Annotated in this window: 27 protein-coding genes and 1 other RNA gene; 17 read left to right on the plus strand and 11 right to left on the minus strand. The window is 65.9% G+C overall.

Going from position 1 to position 23,753, the window contains the following annotated elements:
- Positions 1-35: 35 nt before the first annotated feature.
- The 4 genes from HMP09_RS01685 to HMP09_RS01700 form a co-directional block, all read right to left on the minus strand.
- Positions 36-1,040, minus strand: a complete 1,005-nt coding sequence (locus HMP09_RS01685) for an alpha/beta hydrolase (RefSeq protein ID WP_176498919.1) — start codon at positions 1,038-1,040, stop codon at positions 36-38.
- Between the two features lie 99 nt (positions 1,041-1,139).
- Entirely contained in the window at positions 1,140-1,565 is a 426-nt protein-coding gene (locus HMP09_RS01690; RefSeq protein ID WP_176498920.1) for an MAPEG family protein, read from the minus strand.
- 194 nt (positions 1,566-1,759) lie between these two features.
- On the minus strand, positions 1,760-2,815 hold the full coding sequence (locus tag HMP09_RS01695) for a 1,9-bis(guanidino)-5-aza-nonane synthase (RefSeq protein WP_107955180.1): 1,056 nt from the start codon (positions 2,813-2,815) through the stop codon (positions 1,760-1,762).
- A gap of 152 nt (positions 2,816-2,967) precedes the next feature.
- On the minus strand, positions 2,968-4,203 hold the full coding sequence (locus HMP09_RS01700; RefSeq protein WP_176498921.1) for a type III PLP-dependent enzyme: 1,236 nt from the start codon (positions 4,201-4,203) through the stop codon (positions 2,968-2,970).
- Positions 4,204-4,340: 137 nt separating this feature from the next.
- Between HMP09_RS01700 and HMP09_RS01705 the strand changes: the two genes are divergently transcribed.
- The gene (locus HMP09_RS01705; RefSeq protein WP_176498922.1) at positions 4,341-5,303 is read left to right on the plus strand and encodes a threonine ammonia-lyase; all 963 of its coding nucleotides are present in this window, start codon (positions 4,341-4,343) and stop codon (positions 5,301-5,303) included.
- Complete coding sequence (locus HMP09_RS01710; RefSeq protein WP_176498923.1) at positions 5,300-5,479, plus strand: hypothetical protein; 180 nt, start codon at positions 5,300-5,302, stop codon at positions 5,477-5,479. Before HMP09_RS01705 ends, HMP09_RS01710 begins: the two co-directional genes overlap by 4 nt.
- A 146-nt stretch (positions 5,480-5,625) precedes the next feature.
- Here HMP09_RS01710 and HMP09_RS01715 read toward each other — a convergent pair whose 3' ends face one another.
- Positions 5,626-6,282 (minus strand): alpha/beta hydrolase, encoded by a 657-nt coding sequence (locus HMP09_RS01715; protein ID WP_128453102.1) that lies wholly within the window; start codon positions 6,280-6,282, stop codon positions 5,626-5,628.
- A 144-nt stretch (positions 6,283-6,426) separates the two neighbouring features.
- Between HMP09_RS01715 and HMP09_RS01720 the strand changes: the two genes are divergently transcribed.
- The 8 genes from HMP09_RS01720 to HMP09_RS01755 all read left to right on the plus strand — a co-directional run bounded on the left by HMP09_RS01720 (position 6,427) and on the right by HMP09_RS01755 (position 12,078).
- Positions 6,427-7,452 carry a cysteine desulfurase family protein gene (locus HMP09_RS01720; RefSeq protein WP_176501510.1) on the plus strand — a complete coding sequence of 342 codons (1,026 nt, stop codon included), beginning with the start codon at positions 6,427-6,429 and terminating at the stop codon, positions 7,450-7,452.
- Positions 7,449-8,534, plus strand: a complete 1,086-nt coding sequence (locus HMP09_RS01725; RefSeq protein ID WP_176498924.1) for a cysteine desulfurase family protein — start codon at positions 7,449-7,451, stop codon at positions 8,532-8,534. Before HMP09_RS01720 ends, HMP09_RS01725 begins: the two co-directional genes overlap by 4 nt.
- On the plus strand, positions 8,531-8,836 hold the full coding sequence (locus HMP09_RS01730; protein WP_176501509.1) for a 2Fe-2S iron-sulfur cluster-binding protein: 306 nt from the start codon (positions 8,531-8,533) through the stop codon (positions 8,834-8,836). The genes HMP09_RS01725 and HMP09_RS01730 overlap by 4 nt, the downstream gene beginning before the upstream one ends.
- A 110-nt stretch (positions 8,837-8,946) precedes the next feature.
- Positions 8,947-9,258, plus strand: a complete 312-nt coding sequence (locus HMP09_RS01735) for a hypothetical protein (protein WP_176498925.1) — start codon at positions 8,947-8,949, stop codon at positions 9,256-9,258.
- Positions 9,259-9,335: 77 nt separating this feature from the next.
- Complete coding sequence (locus HMP09_RS01740) at positions 9,336-9,575, plus strand: hypothetical protein (protein WP_176498926.1); 240 nt, start codon at positions 9,336-9,338, stop codon at positions 9,573-9,575.
- A 58-nt stretch (positions 9,576-9,633) separates the two neighbouring features.
- Positions 9,634-9,727: signal recognition particle sRNA small type (gene ffs / locus HMP09_RS01745), an RNA gene on the plus strand.
- A gap of 324 nt (positions 9,728-10,051) precedes the next feature.
- Positions 10,052-11,758, plus strand: a complete 1,707-nt coding sequence (locus HMP09_RS01750; protein ID WP_176498927.1) for a DNA polymerase III subunit gamma/tau — start codon at positions 10,052-10,054, stop codon at positions 11,756-11,758.
- The gene (locus HMP09_RS01755; protein ID WP_176498928.1) at positions 11,755-12,078 is read left to right on the plus strand and encodes a YbaB/EbfC family nucleoid-associated protein; all 324 of its coding nucleotides are present in this window, start codon (positions 11,755-11,757) and stop codon (positions 12,076-12,078) included. The genes HMP09_RS01750 and HMP09_RS01755 overlap by 4 nt, the downstream gene beginning before the upstream one ends.
- A 144-nt stretch (positions 12,079-12,222) precedes the next feature.
- Here the strand turns inward: HMP09_RS01755 and mtgA are convergent, their stop codons facing one another.
- From mtgA to HMP09_RS01775, 4 genes are all read right to left on the minus strand, one after another.
- A complete protein-coding gene (gene mtgA, locus HMP09_RS01760) occupies positions 12,223-12,897 on the minus strand; it encodes a monofunctional biosynthetic peptidoglycan transglycosylase (RefSeq protein WP_176501511.1) in 675 nt (224 codons plus the stop codon).
- Positions 12,898-12,906: 9 nt separating this feature from the next.
- The gene (locus HMP09_RS01765; protein WP_176498929.1) at positions 12,907-14,178 is read right to left on the minus strand and encodes a flavin monoamine oxidase family protein; all 1,272 of its coding nucleotides are present in this window, start codon (positions 14,176-14,178) and stop codon (positions 12,907-12,909) included.
- Position 14,179: 1 nt separating this feature from the next.
- Positions 14,180-15,082: an RNA polymerase sigma factor RpoH gene (rpoH, locus tag HMP09_RS01770; RefSeq protein ID WP_056048373.1), complete on the minus strand. Its 903-nt coding sequence runs from the start codon at positions 15,080-15,082 to the stop codon at positions 14,180-14,182.
- Positions 15,083-15,160: 78 nt separating this feature from the next.
- Entirely contained in the window at positions 15,161-16,108 is a 948-nt protein-coding gene (locus tag HMP09_RS01775) for an RluA family pseudouridine synthase (protein ID WP_176498930.1), read from the minus strand.
- 41 nt (positions 16,109-16,149) lie between these two features.
- Between HMP09_RS01775 and HMP09_RS01780 the strand changes: the two genes are divergently transcribed.
- The 7 genes from HMP09_RS01780 (at position 16,150) to HMP09_RS01810 (ending at position 22,628) form a co-directional block, all read left to right on the plus strand.
- Positions 16,150-16,563, plus strand: a complete 414-nt coding sequence (locus HMP09_RS01780) for a M67 family metallopeptidase (RefSeq protein WP_332103259.1) — start codon at positions 16,150-16,152, stop codon at positions 16,561-16,563.
- Between the two features lie 119 nt (positions 16,564-16,682).
- Positions 16,683-17,327, plus strand: coding sequence for a histidine phosphotransferase family protein (locus HMP09_RS01785; RefSeq protein ID WP_176498932.1), 645 nt, complete (start codon positions 16,683-16,685; stop codon positions 17,325-17,327).
- Between the two features lie 184 nt (positions 17,328-17,511).
- Positions 17,512-19,800 (plus strand): chemotaxis protein CheA, encoded by a 2,289-nt coding sequence (locus HMP09_RS01790; RefSeq protein ID WP_176498933.1) that lies wholly within the window; start codon positions 17,512-17,514, stop codon positions 19,798-19,800.
- Positions 19,797-20,225, plus strand: coding sequence for a chemotaxis protein CheW (locus HMP09_RS01795; protein ID WP_176498934.1), 429 nt, complete (start codon positions 19,797-19,799; stop codon positions 20,223-20,225). The genes HMP09_RS01790 and HMP09_RS01795 overlap by 4 nt, the downstream gene beginning before the upstream one ends.
- A 75-nt stretch (positions 20,226-20,300) precedes the next feature.
- Positions 20,301-20,666, plus strand: a complete 366-nt coding sequence (locus HMP09_RS01800) for a response regulator (protein ID WP_176498935.1) — start codon at positions 20,301-20,303, stop codon at positions 20,664-20,666.
- A 94-nt stretch (positions 20,667-20,760) separates the two neighbouring features.
- On the plus strand, positions 20,761-21,807 hold the full coding sequence (locus HMP09_RS01805) for a chemotaxis protein CheB (protein WP_176501512.1): 1,047 nt from the start codon (positions 20,761-20,763) through the stop codon (positions 21,805-21,807).
- Positions 21,804-22,628: a CheR family methyltransferase gene (locus tag HMP09_RS01810; RefSeq protein ID WP_176498936.1), complete on the plus strand. Its 825-nt coding sequence runs from the start codon at positions 21,804-21,806 to the stop codon at positions 22,626-22,628. The genes HMP09_RS01805 and HMP09_RS01810 overlap by 4 nt, the downstream gene beginning before the upstream one ends.
- Here the strand turns inward: HMP09_RS01810 and cdd are convergent.
- Positions 22,625-23,074: a cytidine deaminase gene (gene cdd, locus HMP09_RS01815; protein WP_176498937.1), complete on the minus strand. Its 450-nt coding sequence runs from the start codon at positions 23,072-23,074 to the stop codon at positions 22,625-22,627. The genes HMP09_RS01810 and cdd overlap by 4 nt on opposite strands.
- Positions 23,071-23,748: a glycoside hydrolase family 25 protein gene (locus HMP09_RS01820; RefSeq protein WP_176498938.1), complete on the minus strand. Its 678-nt coding sequence runs from the start codon at positions 23,746-23,748 to the stop codon at positions 23,071-23,073. Before HMP09_RS01820 ends, cdd begins: the two co-directional genes overlap by 4 nt.
- Positions 23,749-23,753: the final 5 nt, after the last annotated feature.

A 23,753-nucleotide genomic window follows, 5' to 3' on the forward strand; every position in this document is an offset into this window, starting at 1 on the left:
CGAGACGGATAGGTCCACGATGCTGACTCTTCCCGTCAGCCGATAACCGATTCGCCCATCCATCGATCGAACAATTGCGGCCACAACGACCCCGGCGAACGCGGCGAGAGGCGCGTCCCGAAACCATGGCCGCCATGCTGAAGGAAATGTGCTTCCGCCGGAATGCCAGCGCGACGAGCGGCGGCGAGCGTGTCGACACTGTTCGCGACCGGTACGGTGGTGTCATCCTCGGCATGGACGAGGAACAGCGGCGGGTCGCCCGCCTTCAATTGGCGGTCGATCGCGTAGCGTGCCTGAACGGCAGGCACCGGGTCCGGGCCGAGCAGGTTGGCGCGCGATCCGCCATGGCTGCGGCCGGGGTCCATGTTGGAGACCGCGTACATCAGGCCCGCCCAGGCCGGCCGTGCCGAATGCCGGTCGGCGGCGTCGACCGGACGATACGCCTTGAAGTCGTGGAGCACCGCCACGGAGCCGGCAAGGTGTCCGCCGGCCGAGAAGCCGAGCACGCCCAGCTTCTCCGCCTTGATCCCGTAGGCGCGCGCATTGGCTCGGATCAACCGCATCGCGCGCTGCGCGTCGGCAAGCGGCACGTCGGCGCGGTCCGCCCACCCTTCGCCCGGCAGGCGGTAGCTCAGCACGAATGCGGTGATCCCGAACGCGTTCAACGCGCGCGCGACATCGATCCCCTCGTTACGCAGCGAGGTGATCGAATAGCCGCCGCCGGGCACGATCAGCACCGCGCGACCGTCGGGCCGGGCAGCGCGAAACACGCCGACTTCCGGGTGGACGACGCCGCGCATCTGGAAGTCGCGATACCCGTCGGGGTAGCGCGGCATCCGCGGCTGCGGGATAGGCAGCGGGTTCGGCGCACCCGGGGGGATGCCGGGCCATAGCGCGAACCGCTCGGCAGGGGGCCAGATCGGCAGCTCGGGTGCGCGTGGCTGGCCGGAAGTGCGTTGTGCCCCACTCCGCGCGAAGACGGCAGGTGTAAGGCCCGCAGCGAGGGGAAGGGCAAGGAGCGAGCGGCGGTCAAAGGTCATGCCGGATTTCTAGACGATCGATCGGCGTCGGGGGAGGGGCGTATGCCGCGAATGGCGATTATTCGCATTGGCTCTCCAGTCTCGCCTCGAGCCACCGCCTCAAAACACTGCCAAAGCCGCGTGTAGCGTGAGCGCGGCGACCATCATGCTCGACAGGACGAAGAACAGGAAGCGGACGCGGACGCGGTTGCTGGTCGACTGCACCAGACTGTGCAGGATCCTCAGCCCGACATAGGCCCAGGCGATCCAGGTGTTGGGGCCGTTTCCCGTGCCGCTCAACGCCAGAACGGTACAGATCGCGTAGAACAGCGTCGGCTGCTCCATCAAATGATTGTAATTATGCGCCTTCCACTGCGCCTGTGGCGGCAACGACCGGTCGGCATCGGCGGCCTTCGTACCGACGAGGGTGCTCATGTCGATGCCCGCCGCCTTCATCGCTGGTAGTCGCGTCGCGAGCGTCCAGGCCAGCATGACCAGCGTCCACGCGATCAGCACGACCATAGGTCGCAGGATGTCGCTGTGCATGAAAAAGCCTCCCCCGGTTATCCGGAGAAGGCTGCCTCAGTTACATGTGCGGAGCAATGTCTGAATCCTCCCCCGCCAGGGGGAGGTGGCAGGCGCAGCCTGACGGAGGGGGAGGGAAGGGCAACTTACGTTCCGTGTCCGCCCCCTCCATCGCCTTCGGCGCCACCTCCCCCTAGCGGGGGAGGATCAGCGGCTCAGTCGAAGCTCGCGCCCCACTTGCGGACCGGACGGTCCTTCCAAAGCCCGCGGTGATACGCGTCCGACGCCAGCAGCGGCATGACCGAACCCGCTTCGGCGAACACCATCTGCTCGATGCCGGTGTTGACCTTGCCCCACGAGGCGGCCTCCTGCAGCGTCGACGACGAGCACGCACCGTCGCGCACGTCGGCGACCGTGATCTGCACCGCGTACTTGTGGACCTGGACGTCGTCGTGGCCGAGGATCTCGGCGCAGACGACGGTGTCCTGGATGAAGTTCTTCGGCACGCCGCCGCCGATCATGAGAAGCCCGGTGGTGCCCGCCTTGATCTTGATCTCGGTGAGCTCGCGGAAATCGGCGATCGCGTCGAGCACCATGTACGGCTTGCCCGCCTTGACCGCGTCGACCTGGTGCTTGACGAGCCCGAAACCTGCCGAGCTGTCGACGAACGCCGGGCAGAAGATCGGCACGTCATGCTCATAGGCGAGCTTGACGAGGCTGTTCTCCTTCTTGCCGTGCTCGACGAGGTACTTGCCCATCTCGCGGATGAATTCGCGGCTCGAATAGGCGCGCGGCTCGAGCGTCTCGGCGATCTCGAAGATCGTGTGGTCGACGTGCTGGAGCTCTTCCTCGTCGATATAGGTGTCGTAGATCCGGTCGATCATCAGCGAGCGCAGCACGTCGTCGTGCGGTACTTCGAGCGCCTGATAATGCTTGTGGCCGAGGCCCTCGAAGAAATCCATGTCGACGATCGTCGCGCCGGTCGCGACGATGCCGTCGATCATGTTGTTGCGCAGCAGTTCGGCATACAGGTCCATGCAACCGCCGGCCGAGGTCGAACCCGCGATCACGAGGAAGATCGTGCAGTCCTTGTCGGCCAGCATCTGGTTGTAGATGTCGGTCGCACGACCGAGGTCGCGGCTGGTGAACGACATCTTCTTCATCGCGTCGACGATCGGCCGCGCGTCGAAGCTCGTGATGTCGATATGCTCGACGGTGGTGGACAGGAGCTCAGCCTTGCGCTGCGCGTCGATGCGGGTGTCTTCGGTCATGTGAATTTGCTCCATAAGTCCCCCTTCCGCTTGCGGGAGGGGTTAGGGGAGGGACTGAAATATCCGCGAACGCCAACGCTCACGGACAAGCCCTCCCCCGACCCCTCCCGTAAACGGGAGGGGAGGAAGAAGGGCGCGGTACTAAAGCTTGGTTACAGCTTGACGACGTTCGACGCGAGGTCCTGGAACCGCTCATCGTACAGCGAGACCATCGGCTCGTCGGTGACGATCACCGTCTCGTCCGATCCGAACCCGTTGAACGCGGTCCGCATCGCCGAGCCGTACGCGCCGAGCATGCCGATCTCGATGTAATCGCCGGCCTGCGTGTCGGCGGGCAGCAGGAACGGGCCGACCATGTAATCCATGTCGTCGCACGTCGGACCGTAGAAGCTGAACTCCATGTCCTTCGCCCGGCTTTCCGGCTCGCGGAGCAGTTCGACCGGGAAACGCCAGCCGATATGCGCCGCATCGAACAGCGCGCCATACGCGCCGTCGTTAATGTACAGCTCGGTCCCGCGGCGCTTTTCGACGCGCACGATAATCGACGAATATTCCGCACACAGCGCGCGGCCCGGCTCGCACCACAGCTCGGACGAATAGCTGACGGGCAGCGATTCGAACGACCGGTGGATCGTCTCGAAGAAATGCTCGAGCGGCGGGGGCTCCATGCCCGGATAGGACGACGGGAAGCCGCCACCAACGTCGATCACGTCGACCGTGACCGCCGCCTCGACGATCGCCGCACGGACGCGCTCCATCGCGTTCGAATACGCTTCGGGAGTCATCGCCTGCGAACCGACATGGAAGCAGATGCCGAGCGCGTCCGCCGCCTGGCGGGCTGCGAACAACAGCTCCTTGGCTTCATGCGGGGCGGCACCGAACTTCGACGCGAGGCTCAGCTTCGAATGTTCGGACGACACGCGCAACCGGACGCACAGCGTCAGGTCGGTCGCTTCGTTGGTCGCGCGAACGACCTTGTCGAGCTCTTCGAGGCTGTCGAGGCTGAAGGTACGAACGCCGTGCGTGAAATACGCCTCGCGCACTGCTTCCTCGGCCTTGACCGGGTGCATGAAGCACAGGGTCGCCTGCGGGAGCGTCCGCGCGACCAGGCGCACTTCGGCGATCGACGCCACGTCGTAATGCGTGATGCCGTTGTCCCACAGGATCTGCAGGAGTTCGGGAGACGGGTTCGCCTTCACCGCATACATTGAGCGACCCGGAAACTTCTCGACGAAGAACCGAGCGGCGCGCGCAGCAGCGTGCGGACGAACGAGCGTGACCGGATCAACCGGGCGCCCTTTAGCGATGTCGATGCCGCTCCCGATGGGGGAGGTGTCGGCGGTCGAATGGGCTTTCGCTAACCCCAGCGCGATATGATGCTTAACCAATTCAAGGGACCTCCAATGTCCTGAGACAAATTACAAAAACACTGCCTTGCGGTTGGAAGTCCCATGGGGCAGCGGAAGCGCGATCTAGGGTTACGCGCCCCCCATGTAAATAGCGTTTGGCGGATAGGAGACGGTGTGTGACGATTTTGCGACAACCGACGCGGGCGGGTGTGCGGGATGCCGCGGAAAAGATCGCCCGGATCCTCCCGCCGACACCTTTGTCCGTCAGCGAAATCAGAGGCGTATCGGTCGCTTTCAAAGCTGAATCGCTGCAACCCATCGGCGCGTTCAAGATTCGCGGCGCGTGGCATCGGCTCACCGCCTTGGACGAGGTCGCACGAAAGAAAGGCGTGGTCGCGTTTTCGTCGGGCAATCACGCGCAAGGTGTGGCGTGGGCGGCGAAGCGGCTCGGGATTTCGGCGACGATCGTGATGCCGTCGGACGCGCCGCGCCTGAAGCGCGAGTCGACGCTGGCGCTGGGTGCGGAGGTCGTCACCTACGACCGCGCCACCGAAAGCCGCGAGGCAATCGCCGCGGGACTGGCCGAAGCGCGCGGCGCGACGTTGGTACCCAGCTTCGACGACCCGTGGATCATCGAAGGGCAGGGCAGCACCGGGATCGAAGCGGCCGCGCAGATGGCAGCGCTCGGCATGGGCGTGCCGAGCCGTGTCGTGATCCCGTGTGGCGGCGGCGGTCTGTCGGCGGGCATCGCGCTCGCGTTGAAGGACAGCGCCATCACCGTCGTCGAACCCGAGGGCTGGGACGACATGCGTCGTTCGCTGGAGGCCTCCTGGATCGAACCGGTCGGCCCCAACCCGCCGCCGACCGCCTGCGATTCGCTCCAGACCCTACGCGTGTCGCCGCTGACCTTCGACGTCCTCTCCCGCCGCGATGCGACCGGCGTCGCGGTCAGCGAATCGGAGATCGCGGCGGCGCAGCGTTGGGCGGCGGAACGGCTACGGCTGGTGATCGAACCCGGCGGCGCGGTCGGATTGGCGGCAGTGCTCGCCGGCAAGGTGAGGCTCGAACCCGGGCTGCTGGTCATCCTGTCCGGCGGCAACGTCGACATCGCCGCCTATGCAAAGGCGATGGCCGCATGAATGCCGCACTGATCTCGATCGCGGCGGCAGCGCCCACCATCGCGATGCTGGGCATGTTCGCCTGCCTGATCGGCGGGGTCATGTTGATCGCGAAGAAGCGCGACACGAAAAAGGGCGTGCTGATGCTGGTGATGGCCGCAGTGCTGCTGGCCAACGTAGCGATCTGGACCCTCTAACTCTCTCGCCCCTGCGGGGAGAGGGAAGGGGCCCGCCGCACTTGCGGTGGGAAGGGAGAGGGGAGTTGGGGAGAGATCCGCTCTCCCCAACTCCCCCTCATCCGGCGCAAGCGCGCCACCTTCTCCCCGAGGGGAGAAGGCCAGGTTCACCGGATCGGCGAGTTCGGATCGAGGCGCATGTCGAGATACTTGTCCACGCTCCCCATCAGCTCGGGCATCTCGTGCTCGAAGAAGTGGTTCGCCTTCGGGATGGTATCGTGATGGATCGTGATGTGCTTCTGCGTGCGGAGCTTATCCACCAGCTTCTGCGTGGCACCCGGCGTCGCGACCTCGTCGCCCTCGCCCTGGATGATGATCCCGCTCGACGGGCAGGGCGCGAGGAACGTGAAGTCGTACAGGTTCGCCGGCGGCGCGACCGAGATGAAGCCGCGGATCTCGGGGCGGCGCATCAGCAGCTGCATGCCGATCCACGCGCCGAAGCTCACGCCCGCAATCCAGGTCGTCTGCGCCTCCGGGTGGAAGCTCTGCACCCAATCGAGCGCGCTCGCCGCATCGCTCAATTCGCCGACGCCATTGTCGAACACGCCCTGGCTCTTGCCGACGCCGCGGAAGTTGAACCGCAACGTGGCAAAGCCGCGCCGCTGGAACGTCTTGTACAGCTGCTGCACGATCGCGTTGTTCATCGTGCCACCCGCCGATGGATGCGGGTGCAGGATCATCGCGACGGGTGCGCGCGGGCGTGGACCCGGCGCAAAACGACCTTCGAGGCGGCCTTCGGGACCGGGGAAAATGACTTCGGGCATGGGGCACTCGCGAACTGGAGGCGCACTCGGGTGGAGTGACGGAATATGCGCGCTATATAAGGTCCGAGCCCCTTTTCGCAATTGGAACCGACCCTGGCCCGTCACGACTCGCGTATCTACCTCGATCACGCCGCCACCACGCCGATGCGCCCCGAGGCCATCGCGGCGGTGATGGAGGGCATGGCGCGCTGGGCGAACCCGTCCTCGCCGCATGCCGAGGGGCGGGAGGCACGGCGCGCGTTGGAGGATGCGCGAGCGAGGATCAAGTCGGTTCTGGGTTGGACGGGTGAAGTGATTCTGACCAGCGGAGCAAGCGAGGCACTCGCGATCGGCTTGGGCCGATCGAAGGCGGTGCGTCAGCTCGTTTCTGCCGTAGAGCACGACGCCGTCTTTCGCGCTGCTCCTCGGGCAGACATTCTGCCGATTATCGATGGCCAGCCGGATGAGGTTTTCTTAGCGGAGTATCTCGATACCGGCGCCCCGCCGGTCGTGGCGATCCAATCGATAAATTCGGAGACGGGAACTGCCTTGCTCCCTTACGTCCGCTCGCCAACTCTCAAAATGGTTCAGGACGCAGGCGGTTTGGTACTGGCGGACTGTTCGCAATCGGCCGGGAAGATGCCGCTCCCAGACGCCGATATGGTCGTGGTGTCGGCACACAAGCTTGGAGGTCCGCCGGGCGTGGGTGCGCTGTTCGTCAGAAATTTCGGGATGCTGGAGCCGACAGGCGGTCACGAGTCAGGCTACCGCGCGGGAACCGAAAACCTCCCTGGCGTACTTGGATTTGCCGCAGCGCTTGATGTCGTAAGTTCATGGTCGACTGACGTCGAGCAGCGGTTCGATTTCAAGAACTCGCTGCACGAGGTGGCCGAAATCAACATGCCCGGCGTTCAGTGCTCGCACATCTTTTCCGTCGCGATGGAGCATTTGCCTTCGGCCGCACAGTTGATCCGCCTAGATGGCATGGGTTTTTCCGTCTCTGCCGGCAGCGCTTGTTCGTCGGGAACGTTGAAGACTAGTCGTTCGCTTGCAGCCTTCGGCGTTTCGGACGTCGCCGCTGCGCGAACGATCCGAATCAGTCTTGGCTGGTCAACGACGGTCGAAGAACTGAACCAGTTTGCCCGAGCGTTTCGCACTCTTGCGCACGATGCGGCAGCGCGCGCCGCATGATCTATCTCGACTACCAGGCGACCACCCCGCTCGCGCCCGAAGCGCTCGCCGCCATGCTCCCCTGGCTCGAATCGCAGCATGCCAATCCGCATTCGCCCCACCGCGAAGGTCGCCGCGCGAAAGCGGCCGTCGAAGTCGCCCGCGATCAGGTCGCCGCATTGCTCCCCCCCGGCGGCCGCATCGCCTTCACCAGCGGCGCGACCGAGGCGCTGAACTGGGCGATCAAGGGCACGCGCGGTCCGATCGTGACGCTCGCCAGCGAACATGCGGCCGTCCTCGACACGGCCGCGGCCGAAGCGGCGAGGGGGCGCGACGTCACCATAATCCCGGTCGGTGCGGACGGCATGGTCGACCTTGACGCAGCCCGCTCGGCGATACGCTCCGGTACCGGCCTCGTCGCCGCGATGCTCGTCAACAACGAGATCGGCGTCATCCAGCCCATCGCGGCACTCGCCGAGATCGCTCACGACTCTGGTGCGCGGATGCTCTGCGATGCAGTACAAGGCTACGGCCGCGTCCCGATCCCCGCCACCGTCGACCTGATCGCCATCTCGGCACACAAGGTCCACGGTCCCAAGGGGATCGGCGCGCTCTGGATCCGCGATGGCGTAGACCTCGCCCCCCTGATGCACGGCGGCGGGCAGGAAGCGCCGGGCCGCTCCGGCACGCTATCGCCCGCCCTGTGCGCAGGCTTCGGCGTCGCAGCGCGCCTGATGGCCGATCGCAAGGACCAAGACGAAGTGCATCTCGACCGCCTCTGGTCGCTGGCCCGCGACCGTCTCGGCCCAGGCTGGACGATCAACGGCTCGATCGAACATCGCTACCACGGCAATCTCAACGTCCGCCGCGAAGGTCTCGACGTGAACCGCCTCATGTCCGACCAGCGTGACATCGCCTTCTCCGCCGGATCCGCCTGTGCCAGCGGCTCCGGCCGTTCGAGCCACGTCCTGCGCGCGATCGGCCTTACCGAAGCCCAGGCACGGTCGAGCATCCGCCTCGGCTTCGGCCGCTACACCACCGAAACCGAACTGCGCGACGCCATCAATGCGATCGTCGCCGCAGCCGAGGCACAATGGCCATGATTGTCCGCTTCATCGCCCGTGACGGCAGCATAGGTAGCGTCGCGGCCAATCCCGGCGACCGGCTGCTCGACGCTGCGCAGGCGGACGGCCAGCCGCTCGAAGGCACCTGCGAAGGCCAATTGTCCTGCGCGACCTGCCACGTCATCGTCGACGCCGCCGACTTCGCCCGCCTGCCGCCTGCGAGCGAGGACGAGGAGGACATGCTCGATCTCGCGCACAACGCGACTCGCACCAGCCGGCTCGCCTGCCAGATCCGCCTTACCGAAGCCCTGGATGGACTGACCGTGAGGATTCCCGCTTAGGTCAGCAAAGCTTACAGGAAGACAACGGCCGGTTCAGGGAACGTCCACCGCAGAAAGTGGATTATCCCCTCATCGCCTCAATGTACGAGGCCTTGAGAGGAGTACCGGACATGAAGATTATCGCAATGTTCGCCGCTGGCGCGTTGGCCGCCGGAACGCTGTTCGCCTCGGCTCCCGCCGATGCCCAACGCCATGGTTGGGACGGTCCGCGCGGCGGACCCGGATGGCACGGCCCCCGCGGCGGTCGCGGCTGGCACGGGCGTCGCGGCTGGGACGGCCCGCGCCACGGGTATCGCGGATACGGCGGCTATCGCGGTGGCGGCTATGGCTATCGCGGACCGCGGGGCTACGGCCGGTCGCGCGTCGTGTGCCACATCGAGCGCGGCTATTACGGCCCGGTTCGCCGCTGTTTCCGCCGCTGATACGGAACCGTAACGACGCGTTTTAGTTTAACATAGGTTGCCGGGTTTTGCAGGACCCGCACCAGCAGGAGAATATCATGAAATTGTTCACGCTCGCCGCCGCCGGTCTCGTCGCACTCACCGGTTTGGCCCCCGTCGGCATCGCTGCCGAAGCCTCGGCACAGCGCACCGTCGTCCATGAGCGCACCGTCGTGCGGCACAACGACAACCGTCCGGGTTACCGTCGTCACGCCGTTCGCACGCGCCAGGTCTGCCGCAACGTCTATCGCAACCATCACCGCCAGCGCGTCTGCCGCACGGTCCGCTACAACCGCTAAGTCAACACCCGCTCTTAAAGCGGCTTGATCATCCCGCCCGACCCCGCCATATGCGCCGCGGGAGCCGGGCGGACGTGGTCGTCGCCAACTTGGTCAGATCCGGAAGGAAGCAGCCACAACGATTTCGCCGCGGGTCGTCCCGGCTCCCACCGCGAACATGTCGTACCGACATGTGAGCGCGGCCAGCGGCGCAAAGCGCCGTCTGACGCTGCGGCTTAGCCGCAGCGCACTTTCTTCCTGCTTCGATTTACGACCGCCACCCTTGACTTCGCATACCCGCGAATGTTCCCGAAACGTTCCAAACCATTGTCCTACACCGTCACGCTGTGCCAGGCTTGGTCCATGCTCCACATCCACACCAAAACCGGCCCGGCACGCTGCTCTGCCGACACAAGTGCAGACCCTTCCGAGCGTCTATACTTTCTATACTTCACTCCCCTTCGACAGCACGCGCCGCAGCCGCTATGACGATCGCAATGTCAGATTCCTTCGACCTGGGCGAACCCCCGCAGCCGGCCAAAGCGCCAGCCCAAACAGGGGACGCCGCCTACCGCGTGCTCGCGCGCAAATACCGTCCGCAGACCTTTTCCGAACTGATCGGGCAGGATGCGATGGTCCAGACGCTCGGCAACGCGATCAAGCGCGACCGGCTGGCGCACGCCTTCCTGATGACCGGTGTGCGTGGTGTCGGGAAGACCTCGACCGCGCGGCTGATCGCCAAGGCGCTCAACTGCATCGGCCCGGACGGCGAGGGCGGCCCGACGATCGATCCGTGCGGCGTCTGCGAACCCTGCCGCGCGATCGCCGAGGGGCGCCATATCGATGTGATCGAGATGGATGCCGCCAGCCATACCGGCGTCGACGACGTCCGTGAGATCATCGACGCGTCGCGCTATTCGGCGGTCACCGCGCGGTTCAAGATCTACATCATCGACGAAGTCCACATGCTGTCGAAGAACGCGTTCAATGCGTTGCTGAAGACGCTCGAGGAGCCGCCGCCGCATGTGAAGTTCCTGTTCGCAACCACCGAAGTGAACAAGGTCCCGGTGACGGTCCTCTCGCGCTGCCAGCGTTTCGACCTGCGCCGCATCTCCGCCGAACAGCTCGCCAAGCATTTTGCGTGGGTGTCGAGCGAAGAAGGCGTCGCCGCCGATCCCGAGGCGCTGATGCTGATCGCGCGCGCAGCGGAAGGCTCTGCGCGCGACGGCCTGTCGATCCTCGACCAGGCGATCGCGCATGCGGGCCTCGAAGGCGGCGGCGTGACGGCGGATGCGGTCCGCCAGATGCTCGGCCTGTCCGATCGTGGCGCGGTGCGCGATCTGCTCACGCTGATCCTCGCCGGCGACGGGGCAGGGGCGCTCGCCTCCATGCGCCGCCAATATGATTACGGCGTCGACCCGTTATCGGTGCTTCGCTCGCTGCTCGAAACCGTCCACGGCATCACGCTGACCAAGGTCGGCACGCCGCCCGACGCCGCACAACCCGCCGAGGAACGCGCGGCACGCGAGGAATGGGCGGCATCGCTTGGCTACCCCGCGCTGCACCGTCTGTGGCAGCTGTTCCTCAAGGGGCATGACGAGGTCGCCAAGGCCGCACTGCCGATCGAGGCCGCCGAGATGGCGCTGTTGCGCGCGATCTACGCCTCGACGCTCCCCGATCCCGGCGAACTTGCGCGGCAGATCGCCAGCGGCACGGCGCCCGTGGCTGCACCCGCATCGACGTCGCCGCCGCCTGCGACCCCGTCCGGTGAAACGCCGCCCTGGAAGGCGGGATCTGCCGTCGCGGCACCCGAACCGGTCGCGACCGGACCGATCCTGCCGCCGACCTTCGAAGCGCTGGTCGATCTGCTCGACGAATCGGGCGGCCTGGCTATCGCCGCACGCCTTCGTCACGGTGCGCGCATCGTCAGCTATGCGCCGCCTGAATTCGCGCTCAGCGGCAGTCGTCCGGTGTCGGCCGACACGCTCGCCGAGCTCGGCGCGCTGTTGAAGACGGTGACTCGGACGGCGTGGAAAGTGTCGATCGTCGATGCACCCGGCGAGCCGACGCTGCGCGAGGCGCAGGACGCCGCCGACGCCGCGGTGCGTCAAGCCATTCTCGAATCCCCCATCATGAAGGCCGCGGTGGCAGCGTTTCCCGACGCCCAGCTCGAATCGTGGCCTGGCCAAAGGAGCAACGCATGAAGAATATCGACGAAATCCTCGCCATGGCGCAGAACGTCCAGAGCGAGATGGAAAAGGCGCAGGCCAATCTGGACACGATCGAGGTCGAGGGCGCATCCGGCGGCGGCCTGGTCAAGATCAAGGCCTCCGCCAAGGGCCGCATCATCAACATCGCGATCGACGACTCGCTGATGCAGATGAGCGAAAAGCAGATGCTCGAGGACCTGCTGACGGCCGCATTCAACGACGCACGCGCCAAGGCGGATGCGGTCTCGGGCAGCGAAATGTCGAAGATGACCAGCGGGTTGCAGCTTCCCCCGGGCTTCAAGCTGCCGTTCTGACCGTGGGTTGGGTTTCCCTGCGAAGGCGGGACCCAGTCTGGAATCCCCTCTTCGCGGGAGGACACGGGGGCCGAGTAAAGGCCTGCATCCCTACTGCCACCCCGGCCTACGCTGGGGTGGCACCCTTATGACGGGCCGTACGGGTCAGGAACGCAAACAGCTATCCAAGCCATCGTTCCGCACCACCGAAACGCGCCGCGACAGCGTATTCCCATGCTTGCGAACGAACCCATGCGGATCGATCGCAGCCCGCTTCTTCGGCAGCGGCAGCACCGCCGCGATCCGCCCCGCCTCGGTCGGCGAAAGCTTCGAAGCATCATGGTTGAAATACCGGATCGCCCCGGCATTCGCGCCGTAGGTCCCGATCCCGGTCTCGGCGATGTTGAGATACACCTCCATGATCCGCCGCTTCGGCCACAGCACTTCGATCAGCACGGTGAAATACGCCTCGAACGCTTTGCGCACATAGCCGCCGCCCTGGAACAGGAACGCGTTCTTCGCGGTCTGCTGGCTGATCGTCGATCCACCGCGGATCCGCCCGCCCTGCGCATTACGCGCCGCCGCCCCCGCCATCGCCTTGAAATCAAAGCCATGATGCGAACAGAACCGCGAATCCTCACCCGCTATCGCCGCACGCGCCATGTCTGGATCCATTTCCGACAGCGGCATCCAGTCCTTGGTCACGCCGTGTCCGTTGACGACGTCGCCCATCATCGTCCAGGTGAACGGCACCGGCACGAAGCGGTACAGTCCGACCCACGCGACCGTGACCAGCACGAACATGAAGACGATCTTGGCGAGGATGCGGAGGAAGCCCATCGGCATTCCTTATGCGATCGCCACGGCCTCGCCAATGACCGCGCGCGCAGCCGTAACGCCGGTCTCGTATGCTCCATGTGCGGTCGAGAAATCGAACGCGTGGCACGCCTCGCCGGCGAAGTGGATGCGGCCATCGACCGATGCGGCAAGGACAGCGCGCTGCCCGGCCCGGCCGATCCGCGCATGGCTGTAGCTGCCGCCGATATAGGGTTCGTGTCGCCAGCGGGTTGCAGCGAGCGGCGTGAAGTGCGCGCGCCAGTCGCTGCCGAGCAATCCGACGAGTTCGTCGATCGCGAACTGCGCGGCGTCGCGGTCCTCCAGCATCTCCGCGCAATCGCCGCCGAAGAAGCTCTCGACGATCGGCCAGCCGAACGGCGACAGGCGGTGGCTCGCGGTGCACGCGCTGTACGGATTGCCGATCAGGTGCGCGTTGGCGGGCCATTCGGGGCGGTCAACATGGAGGAAGACCTTGTCCGCGAACCCAAGTGGGAGATCGGCGGCCGCGGCATGCTTGTCGGAGAGTGGCGGGTCGAAGTCAATCTGCGCCTTCGCGAGCACGGTCGTGGGGACGCAGACGATGACATGATCTGCTTCGATCGTGCCGGCGGGGGTGTCGAGTTTGATGCGCCGGCCGCTATGGTCGATCCGCGTCACTGGTGTCGACAGTTGGACCGGCAGGCCGGCGGCATGGCTGGCAACGAGCGTGCCGTAGCCTTCCTTGACCGTCCAGTTGTCGTCGGTGGCGGCGTTTTCGTACGCGGCCCAGTCGTGGAGCGACACCTGCGCAAGGTTCGCACCATTGGCGTAACCGGAGATCGCGTCGATCTTCGGGCGCCACGGATCGCTCGGGTCGATGAAGTCAGAGAGAGGGCGGTCTTGGCCGCCGAGAGCGGCGAGAGCTCGCTCAGTCCAGTCTTGGTAGGCGGTGGCGGATGCTGCTTGGTCTTCGGGCGGGAAACCGAGGTCGCGCCACTGGCTACGCCAGTTCGTGTCCGAACGGTCGACCGTAAAGCCGGTTTTCTCCGCAATCGATGTCCACGGATTGCGCCCGGCGGAGTGCAGCCAACCGCAACCGGCGTCGACATGGTGCCCTGCGAAGGCGGGGCCCCAGTCTGGGCTCCCGCCTTCGCGGGAGAACAAGGAGAAGAGAGGAAGGCTTTTAGCTCTGCCGCCGAGGCGTTCGCTGGCCTCGACCAACAAGACGTCATGTCCCGCATCGTGCAGCGTTCTTGCCGCAGCAATGCCAGCCGCACCGCCGCCGATGACGACGGTGCGCGCCACCTTACGCCGCCAGCAGGCGCTTCTCGCCGGCGATGCGCATCATTGCCTTCTGGAGCTTCTCGAACGCGCGCACTTCGATCTGCCGGACCCGCTCGCGCGATACGCCGTAGACCTGCGACAGTTCCTCCAGCGTCTTGGGATCGTCGGTCAGCCGCCGCTCGGTGAGGATATGCTGCTCACGCTCATTGAGATCGTCCATCGCCGACACCAGCATCGAGTGGCGAACGTCCGCCTCCTGCGCATCGGCAACGATCTTGTCCTGCAACGGCGCGTCGTCCTGCAGCCAATCCTGCCATTGGCCCTCGCCATCCTCGCGCATCGGCACGTTGAGCGACGTGTCACCGCCCATCGCCATGCGGCGGTTCATGCTGACGACGTCAGTCTCCGCGACGCCCAGATCGGTCGCGATCTTGGTGACGTGCTCGGGGCGCAGATCGCCGTCCTCGAACGCGTCAAGGCGGCTCTTCATCCGACGCAGGTTGAAGAACAGCTTCTTCTGCGCGGCGGTGGTGCCCATTTTCACGAGGCTCCACGAGCGCAGGATATATTCCTGGATCGACGCTCGGATCCACCACATCGCGTAGGTGGCGAGACGGAAACCGCGCTCGGGCTCAAACTTCTTCACGCCCTGCATAAGGCCGATATTACCTTCGGAGATCAGCTCCGACGTCGGCAGGCCATAGCCGCGATAGCCCATCGCAATCTTCGCCACGAGACGAAGATGCGAGGTCACCAGCTGCGCCGCAGCCTCGGTATCGCCATGCTCCTGAAAGCGCTTGGCGAGCATATATTCCTGCTCGGGTTTGAGCAGCGGGAATTTCTTGATCTCGGCGAGATAGCGATTGAGGCCAGCCTCGCTGCCGAGCGCAGGAATCGTCGCTGGAACGTTGGAGCGGGCTGCCATTGTCGTAATCCCTTTCTGCTGACCTCGATTGCCGCACCGCGGCCCCCGATTGCCGCGTTGCGGCATAGTGTCGATTATCTATACGTGAAGCTGGGTGAACAGTTCCTGCATGTCGGCAGGCATTTCGCTTTCGAACGCCAAAGCGATACTTTTCACCGGATGGATGAACCCGAGATGCGCCGCGTGCAAGGCTTGCCGGCGGAAACCGAGCGTTTCGAGCAACGACTTCTGAGCTTGCTTTGTTCTACCATAGACCGGGTCTCCCAACAAGGCATGGCCGATCGAGGCCATATGCACGCGGACCTGATGCGTCCGCCCCGTCTCGAGCCTACACTCGATCAAAGCCGCATCGCGGAGCGTTTCGATCGTCGAGAAATGCGTCACCGCGCGCTTGCCGCCCTCGACGATCGCGATCTTCTTCCGGTTCTGCGGGCTGCGCGCGAGCGGTGCGTTGACCGTTCCGCTCGGTGGACGAGGGATACCGCCGACGATCGCCCTGTAGCGACGATCTATGCTGTGGTCGTGGAACTGCTTGGCGAGGCCCTCGTGCGCGCGGTCTGTCTTGGCGGCGATCATCAGCCCAGACGTATCCTTGTCGATGCGGTGAACGATGCCAGGCCGCGCGACGCCGCCGATACCCGATAAATTGCCGGCGCAGTGGTGAAGCAGCGCATTGACCAACGTGCCGTCGAAATTGCCTGCGGCGGGGTGGACGACGAGGCCAGCGGGCTTGTCGATCACGATCAGGTCGTCGTCTTCATACGCGACGACGAGCGGGATATCCTGCGCCTCGTTGTGCAGCGGCGTCGGCGGCGGGATCGCGACCGCGAACACTTGTCCGGTGGCGGCCTTCTTCGCCGAATCACGCCATTCACGGCCGTTGAGCGTCACCTGCCCCGCGGCGATCAGCGCCTTCAGTCGTTCGCGCGACATGTCGGGAAGAACTTCGGCGAGCGCGCGGTCGAGCCTCCAGCCATCGGTGGCCGGCGTAATCGATGCTTCGACGATGGAAACCCCCCGGTCCATGTCGTAGCGATGTGGCGATGAGCGTGACTATTTCAAGCGAAGTGCTGACACAACTTGTCGCAGCGGCAGACGCATCGCTATATTCGGAGATCTGCGGACTGTTGTTCGGGGCACAGGGACGGATCGAGGCAGCGGCGGCATGCGCGAACGTCGCGGCGGATCCGGCGCGGACGTTCGAGATCGATCCGAAGGCGCTGTTTGCGGCGCACCGGCGGGCAAGGGGTGGGGGGCTCGCGGTGATCGGGCACTATCATTCGCATCCGTCGGGCTTGCCGATTCCGTCTCCAAGGGATGCAGCGCAGGCGATGGGGGATGGGGCGGTCTGGGTGATCCTTGGAAGAAGCACGGCGCGGGCTTGGCGGTCGGTCGAGGCCGGTGCATTCGTCGAAGAAGCGATCGAGCGTACCCAAGGCCCGAGCGACAACGTGCAGCGCCTAGTCGGCGATGTTTCCTGATCGGGCTCCGGCCTTTCGGGAGCATGGTGTAGTCGGAGCGCGCGCCGCTCCGCGATCCAACCACCCTTGCGCACCGTCCGCACCCCCGCCACAAGACGCTCCAGAATTAGGGGATTTTCATGACGGTCAGCCCGGTCGATTTCGCGAGCCTGCTGTGTTCGCGCCTGTGCCACGACCTGTTGTCGCCGGTCGGCGCGCTCAACAACGGGCTCGAACTGCTCGCCGACGAAACCGATCCGGCCATGCGCGAGCGTGTCATGCAGCTGCTCGCGGACAGCGCGCGCTCTTCCGCCAGCAAGCTGAAATTCTTCCGCCTCGCGTTCGGCGCCGCGGGCGGGTTCGGCGAGTTGGTCGATACGCACGAGGCCAGAACCGCGATCGAGGGGCTGGTCGCGGAGAACAAGCGGATCACCTTCGTGTGGGCAGTCGAGACCCCGGCGATGCCGAAGTCGGCGGTGAAAGTGTTGCTCAACCTCGTCCTGGTCGCAACCGAATCGCTGGTGCGCGGCGGCACGATGGAAGTTGGTGGCGAGGAGAATGACGGACAGCTCGAGATCGTCGTGAAGATCGAGGGCACCCGGATCGTGCTCGACCCCGAGATCCGCCGCACGTTGGTCGAAGGCGAGGGCGCACAGTCCGTCACGCCGCGCGCTGCGGCTGCGTACCTGATCCATACGGTCGTGGACGAAGCGGGCGGCACGGTGATCGTGTCCGAGCCGGCCGAGGGCATCATGATCTTCGGCGCGGTCTTCAACACGCGGTAGCATCGAAATCCTCCCCCGCCAGCACCGAAGGTGACGGGGGGAGGACACGAGACGCTGGTTTTCCCGTGCCTCCCTTTCCATCTGGCAAGCGCCAGCCACCTCCCCCCGCGATGATGCGCCTCGCCAGCACTAACCGGCCCTTAACCTCCACCATGCATGACAGGTCCTCGAACGCGGGGCTCGCATGGACGATCTGTTACAGGAATTCATTGCCGAGACGCGCGAAACGCTGGAGGCGATCTCCGGCGAGATCGTCGCGTGGGAACTTGCCCCAGCCGACGGCGCCCGCCTCGACGCGATCTTCCGCTTCGTTCACACCGTCAAGGGAAGCTGCGGTTTTCTCGATCTGCCTCGGCTCGCGCGGCTGAGCCATGCTGCGGAGGACGTGCTGGCCGCCGTACGCGACGGCAAGCGGACGCCGGATACTGCGCTTGTCACCGCGGTACTCGGCATCGTCGACCGGATCGCCCAACTCGTCGATGCGATCGAGTCCGACACGACGCTGGACGAGTCGGGTGAGCCTGCATTGATCGCCGCGCTCGCCCCGGACGCGCAGCCCCTGGCGCCCGCTACCGTCGCGCCGGTGGGGCGCAGCGCCAGTCGCAGCGTCCGGCTCAACGTCGACCTGCTCGATCACATGATGAGCGGCATGTCCGAGATGGTGCTCGCGCGCAACGAGCTCGCCCGGCAGCTGCGCGACAGCGATGTCGATCCCAAGGTCGAGGCGGCGCTGGAACGGCTGTCGGTGACCGTCGCCGACATGCGCGACACCGTCACGCGCACGCGGATGCAGAAGGTCGATGCGCTATTCTCCGCGCTGCCGCGGATGGTGCGCGATACCAGCGCGGAGCTGTGCAAGGCGGTCAACCTCGTGATCGAGGGCGCAGATGTCGAGCTCGACCGCGAGATGATCGAGCTGATGCGCGATCCGCTCGTCCATATCATCCGCAATTGTATCGATCACGGCATCGAGACGCCGATGACACGCCGCGCGGCAGGCAAGCCGGAGGCAGGCCGGCTGGTCGTGTCCGCGCGCCAGTCGGGCAACCAGATCCTGATCGAGGTGAGCGACGACGGACAAGGTGTCGACGTCGCGCGGATCGTCGCCAAGGCCGCCGAAAAGAAATTGCACACGCCGACCGAGCTGGCGGCGATGAGCGAGGCGTCGCGGCTTCAGCTGATCTTCGCGCCGGGCCTGTCGAGCCGCGATACCGTGACCGCGACGTCGGGCCGCGGTGTCGGCATGGACGTGGTGCGCGCGAACATCGAACAGATCGGCGGCCGCATCGTGCTGGTCAACGATCCTGGGCGCGGCTTGCGGATCGTCATCAACGTGCCGCTGACGCTGTCGATCTTGTCGACGATCATCGTCGGCGTCGGCACGCAACGCTTTGCCCTGCCGCGACAGGCGATCGAGGAGATCGTCATGGTGCGCGGCGATCAGGTCCGGCTCGACATGATCGGCGACGCGGCGACGGCGACGGTACGCAGCAAGCGGATGCCGCTGGTTTCGCTCGGGGAACTCTTCGCGCTGACCACGGACGCGCCGCCGATGCTGGTGATCGTGTCGACGCGCGAGGGCGACTATGCGCTCGGCGTCGATACCGTGCTCGATACCGAGGAACTGGTCGTGAAGCCTGCGTCGCCCGCGGTGATGGCGACCGGCGTCTATGCGGGCAAGACATTGCCGGACAATGGCTTGCCAATGCTGCTGCTCGATGCATCCGGGATCGCGGCGGTTGCGGGGCTTCGATTCGCCCCGATCGCAGCCGTCGATGCGGCGGTCGACGAACAGGTCGTGCCAAGAGTGCCGGCGTTGCTGTTCGACGACCTCGATGGCCAGCGTCGCGCGATCGCCCTGGCCGTCATCGACCGTGTCGAGCCGGTGTCGACCGAAGCGATCCGCTGGGCGGCAGGCGCGATGCGGTTGTCGATCGGCGATGCGATCATTCCCCTTTACGCGGTCGGCGATTTCGCCTCGCGGGCCGAAGTCGCGGTGTTGCGCCTTACCGATGGCGAAAGCGAAATGGCCTATGCCATCGCCGAGGCGATCGAGATCGTTGAACTGCCCGTAGAGATTGCACCAGCGCGTGGCGCCGGGCCGATCGCGGGCGTCGTCCTGATCGCCGGCGAGCAGGTCGAGCTGGTCGATCCGCATGCGCTCTTCGCCGGCCAGCCCGTCACGATCGCGTCCCCGCCGGTATGCCTATTGCAGGTCGACGGCTCGGGCTGGATGGAGACGTTCCTCAAGCCCGCGCTGGAGGCGTCCGGCTATCGCTGCGTCACGTCGCTGGCGCACGGCGAGACGGCCGCGGTGGCGCTTGCGATGGAGGATGCGCCACCGCGCGAGACGCTTGCGCCCGTGGTGACCTTGCGGCGCTCCAGAAGCGCCGACGGGGCGGACGATGCCAGCATCTATCGATACGATCGGCCCGCGCTGATCGCAGCCCTGGCGGCGCGGAGGGCACGATGACCGATCTGTTTCTGGTGGCGCATATCGCCGGCCGCGGCGTCGCGATCGCCGCAGCGCAGGTCGATTCGGTCGTCGATATCGGCGAGATCGTCGCGGTGCCTCGCGCGGAGGCGTTCGTTCGCGGGCTGGCGGCGTTGCGTAGCCGGGTCGTGACGGTGGTCGACACCGGCACTGCACTCGGCCTCACACGGACACCCGATAGCGTGCGGCGCGCAGTGATCACCGTGGTCGAGGGTCATCACTATGCGATCCTGGTCGATTCGGTGGAGGATGTCGCACCGTTCGTGCGGTTGCCGTTGTCGTCGGGGCTCGCGCTGCACGGTGGCTGGGCAGCTGTCGGCTGTGGTCTCGTCGAACGCGACGGCGAGCCGTTGCTGATCCTGGATCTCGCCGCGCTCATTCCGGCGCCCGGTGTGGCTGCCTGATATTCTCGTAGCTTAACCCGGTGCTTACGCTTTGGCGGGTAGACCGGCTCCACGATTTCCCCTGGAAGGCTTTCCATGAAGACCTGTCTCGTCGTCGATGATTCAAAGGTGATCCGCAAGGTCGCGCGTCACATCCTCGAGACGCTCGATTTTACCGTCGCCGAGGCGTGCGACGGGCGAGAGGCGCTGGCGGCGTGCATGGCGTCGATCCCCGACGTGATCCTGCTCGACTGGAACATGCCGGTGATGAGCGGGATGGATTTTCTCCGCGCGCTGCGCGAGGCGGACGTGCCGCGCCGCCCCAAGGTCGTGTTCTGCACTACCGAGAACGGGATGGCCTATATCCGCGCGGCGATCGAGGCGGGGGCGGACGAATATGTCATGAAGCCGTTCGATCGCGATACGCTTGAATCGAAGCTCCAGATCGTCGGCATGGCCTGATCCGGTTCCGATCGTGGCGAGTAGCTCCCCCCCTTCGTCGCTGAAGGCGCTGCGTGCGCGGGCCGCGAACCGCGACATCGCCGATACGGCACGGGTGCTCATCGTGGACGATTCTGTGGTGGCCCGTGCGGTGATATCGCGCTTGATCGATGCAAGCGACCGCTTCTCGGTGGTCGGGGCGGTTGGTACCGCGAACGCGGCGCTGGAGTTTCTCGGTCGCACGACGGTCGAATTCATCCTGCTCGATATCGCAATGCCCGGCGTCGATGGGCTGACCGCGCTACCAGGCCTGATCGCTGCGGGAAGGGGGGCGAAGGTGCTGATCGTGTCGTCCTCGGCCGATGACGGCGGCGCTGCGACCGTGCAGGCGCTGGCGCTCGGTGCGGCGGAGACTCTGGTCAAACCCGTCGCGAGTGCGTTGTCGGGACAGTTCGGCGCGGCGCTCGTGACCAAGCTTGAACGGCTCTCCGAGAATGCCGCGCACCTGCCGCCCGCCGTCGTGATCCGCGCGCCAGCCGAGCGACCGGCCGCGGCGCGCCCGATCGCCGTCAAGCCCAGTAGCGAGGACTATGACATCGTCGCGATCGGCGCGTCGACCGGCGGCATCCACGCGCTGAGCCAGCTGTTCGCCGCGTTGCCCACGGGCTTACGCCTGCCGATCGTCATCACCCAGCATCTGCCGGCATCGTTCATGCCCTATTTCGCGGCGCAGATCGCGCTGCTCGCCGGGCGGCCGTGCGAGGTCGCGATCGACCGACTGCGGGTTCGGCCTGGACGGATCATCATCGCGCCGGGTGACGCACACCTCAAATGCGTCAAGCTTTCCGACGGCGGCGCGGCGTTCCGTCTCACCCATGACCCGGCCGCCAGCGGCTGCCTGCCCTCGGTCGATCCGATGCTTGCGTCGATGGCGGATGTCTATGGTGCGCGGATGCTCGCAATCGTCCTCAGCGGCATGGGGCGCGACGGTGCGGAGGGCGCGCGCCATGTCCACGAACGCGGTGGCTGCGTCGTCGTGCAGGACCAGGCGAGTTCGGTGGTCTGGGGCATGCCGGGCGCGATCGCATCGTCGGGCGGCGCCGACGCCGTGTTGCCGCCCGATGCGATCGGCCGCCTCGTTGCGACGCGACGCCGGCCATGACGCCGACCGCGCCCTCGCAGACCGCGATCAACGTCCTCACCGCGCTGCTCGAAGCCCGCACCGGGCAGCAGATCGCCTCCTATCGCTCGTGGCGGCTCGACACCGCGCTGAAGCCGCTGTTGCGCGACCGCAACCTTGATACCCTCGACCAGCTCGTGACGCAGTTGCTCGATGGCCGAGACCGGCAGATCGGCGACCGGATCGTCGACGCGCTGGTCAATCAGGAAACGTCGTTCTTCCGGGATGCGCAGGTGTTCGACATGATGGTCGAGGCGGTCGCGCTGGCCGAGTCCGAAAGCCGTCGGGTGCGCATCTGGTGTGCGGGCTGTTCGACCGGGCAGGAGCCCCTGTCGCTGGCGATGCTGTTTGCCGAGCGCCGGGAGACGAGCGGCGCGCCGATGCCCGAGATCGTCGCGACCGACGTGTCCGACGCGGTGATCGCGCGCGCACGTGCCGGCCGGTTCTCGCAGTTCGAGATTCAGCGCGGTTTGCCGGTGCGTCGCATGATCCGCTGGTTCGACACGACGGGCAGCGAGTGGGTCGCCAAGCCTGAACTGCTGTCGTTGATCGCGTTTCGCCGCATGAACCTGGTCTCGGACCCGCCGCCCCCTGGTCAGTACGACCTCGTACTTTGCCGCAACGTGCTGTTGTATCTGTCCCCGGATACCAAGCGGCACGTCTTCGCGAAGATTGGCGCGGCGATGAAGCCCGGCGGCGTGTTCGTGATGGGGGCGGGCGAGACCGTCATCGGCCAGACTCAGGCGCTCGAACCCAGTAAGACGTTCCGCGGCTTCTATCAGTCGCAGCCGCCTCGGGACTAGCGGATATCCAGATCGGCGGGGCCGAACGCGTCGGGCAGCAATTCGGATATGACATAGGTACGGATCGCATCGCCTTCCGCAGCCCCGCAATGCACCGGCAGGTCGCGGCCCCCCATCTGCGCCGCCTCGTTGATCACCTGGCGGCAGCGACCGCACGGGCTGACGGGGGAGGATCCCGTCGCGCGACCCTCGGCGTCCATCGCGCCGCCGATCACGCCGATCGCGACGATATCGCGCAGCCGACCCGCAGCGCTCGCGGTGGCGATCGCGACCGTCTCCGCGCAGAGCGACAGGCCGTAGCTCGCATTCTCGAAGTTGGCGCCAGTGATAAACGTACCGTCGTCGAGCAGCACGGCCGCGCCGACCGCAAACCGCGAATAGGGCGCGTGCGCGTTACGCGAGGCGTCGCGCGCCGCGGCTACGAGTTGAAGTGCGTATTCAGTCATGATGCCACCACGTCCCAATTCACCGGTCCCTCGATCCCGTCGATGCGGCGGAAATCGCTCGCACGCCACATCCGCCACGGCCGCGCGGTGTAGTCCGGCTTGAGGACATTCTCCACCGCCCATAGCGGCCGCGGGACGGCGTCCGACAGTGTGTATTGCGTGTCCACGGCCTTGCTGATCCGCAGCATCACCGGCTGCCTTGTGTGCGTCTCGACCATCGTCACGAACTGCGCGATGTCGGCGATCAGCGTCGCGCGCTCCGGCCGCGCAGTGCAATCGTCGTGGAAGGCGATGTCGACGGCGGTCGGCAACGCATCCGACGTCCGCGGTACGAAGGTGTTGAACGCGTTCGCCTGCTCGTCCGCGCGCTGGCAAAGCGAATAGACATGGACCGCGCCGCGACGCAGGCCGGCCTCGGGCAGCGCCGCCCAGTTCGCCTCGAACGCCGGATCGCGCCGGTCGGTGCCCGAGGTTGCGACCATATAGGCGAAGTCGGCGCCGCTGGCGCGCACCGTGCCCCATTCAACCGGGCCGGGATTTTCGGTGAGGTCGATGCCCTGGAGCGGGTATTGCTTGACGTCGGGGCGCCAGCCGGTCGCGGCGGTCCAGCCACAAATACCGACAAAGCCGGTCGCGGCCAGCGCGGCCGCGAATTTCAAAAGTCCGTGAGCCATGTGTC

Source organism: Sphingomonas sp. HMP9 (assembly GCF_013374115.1).
Classification (GTDB): Bacteria; Pseudomonadota; Alphaproteobacteria; order Sphingomonadales; family Sphingomonadaceae; genus Sphingomonas.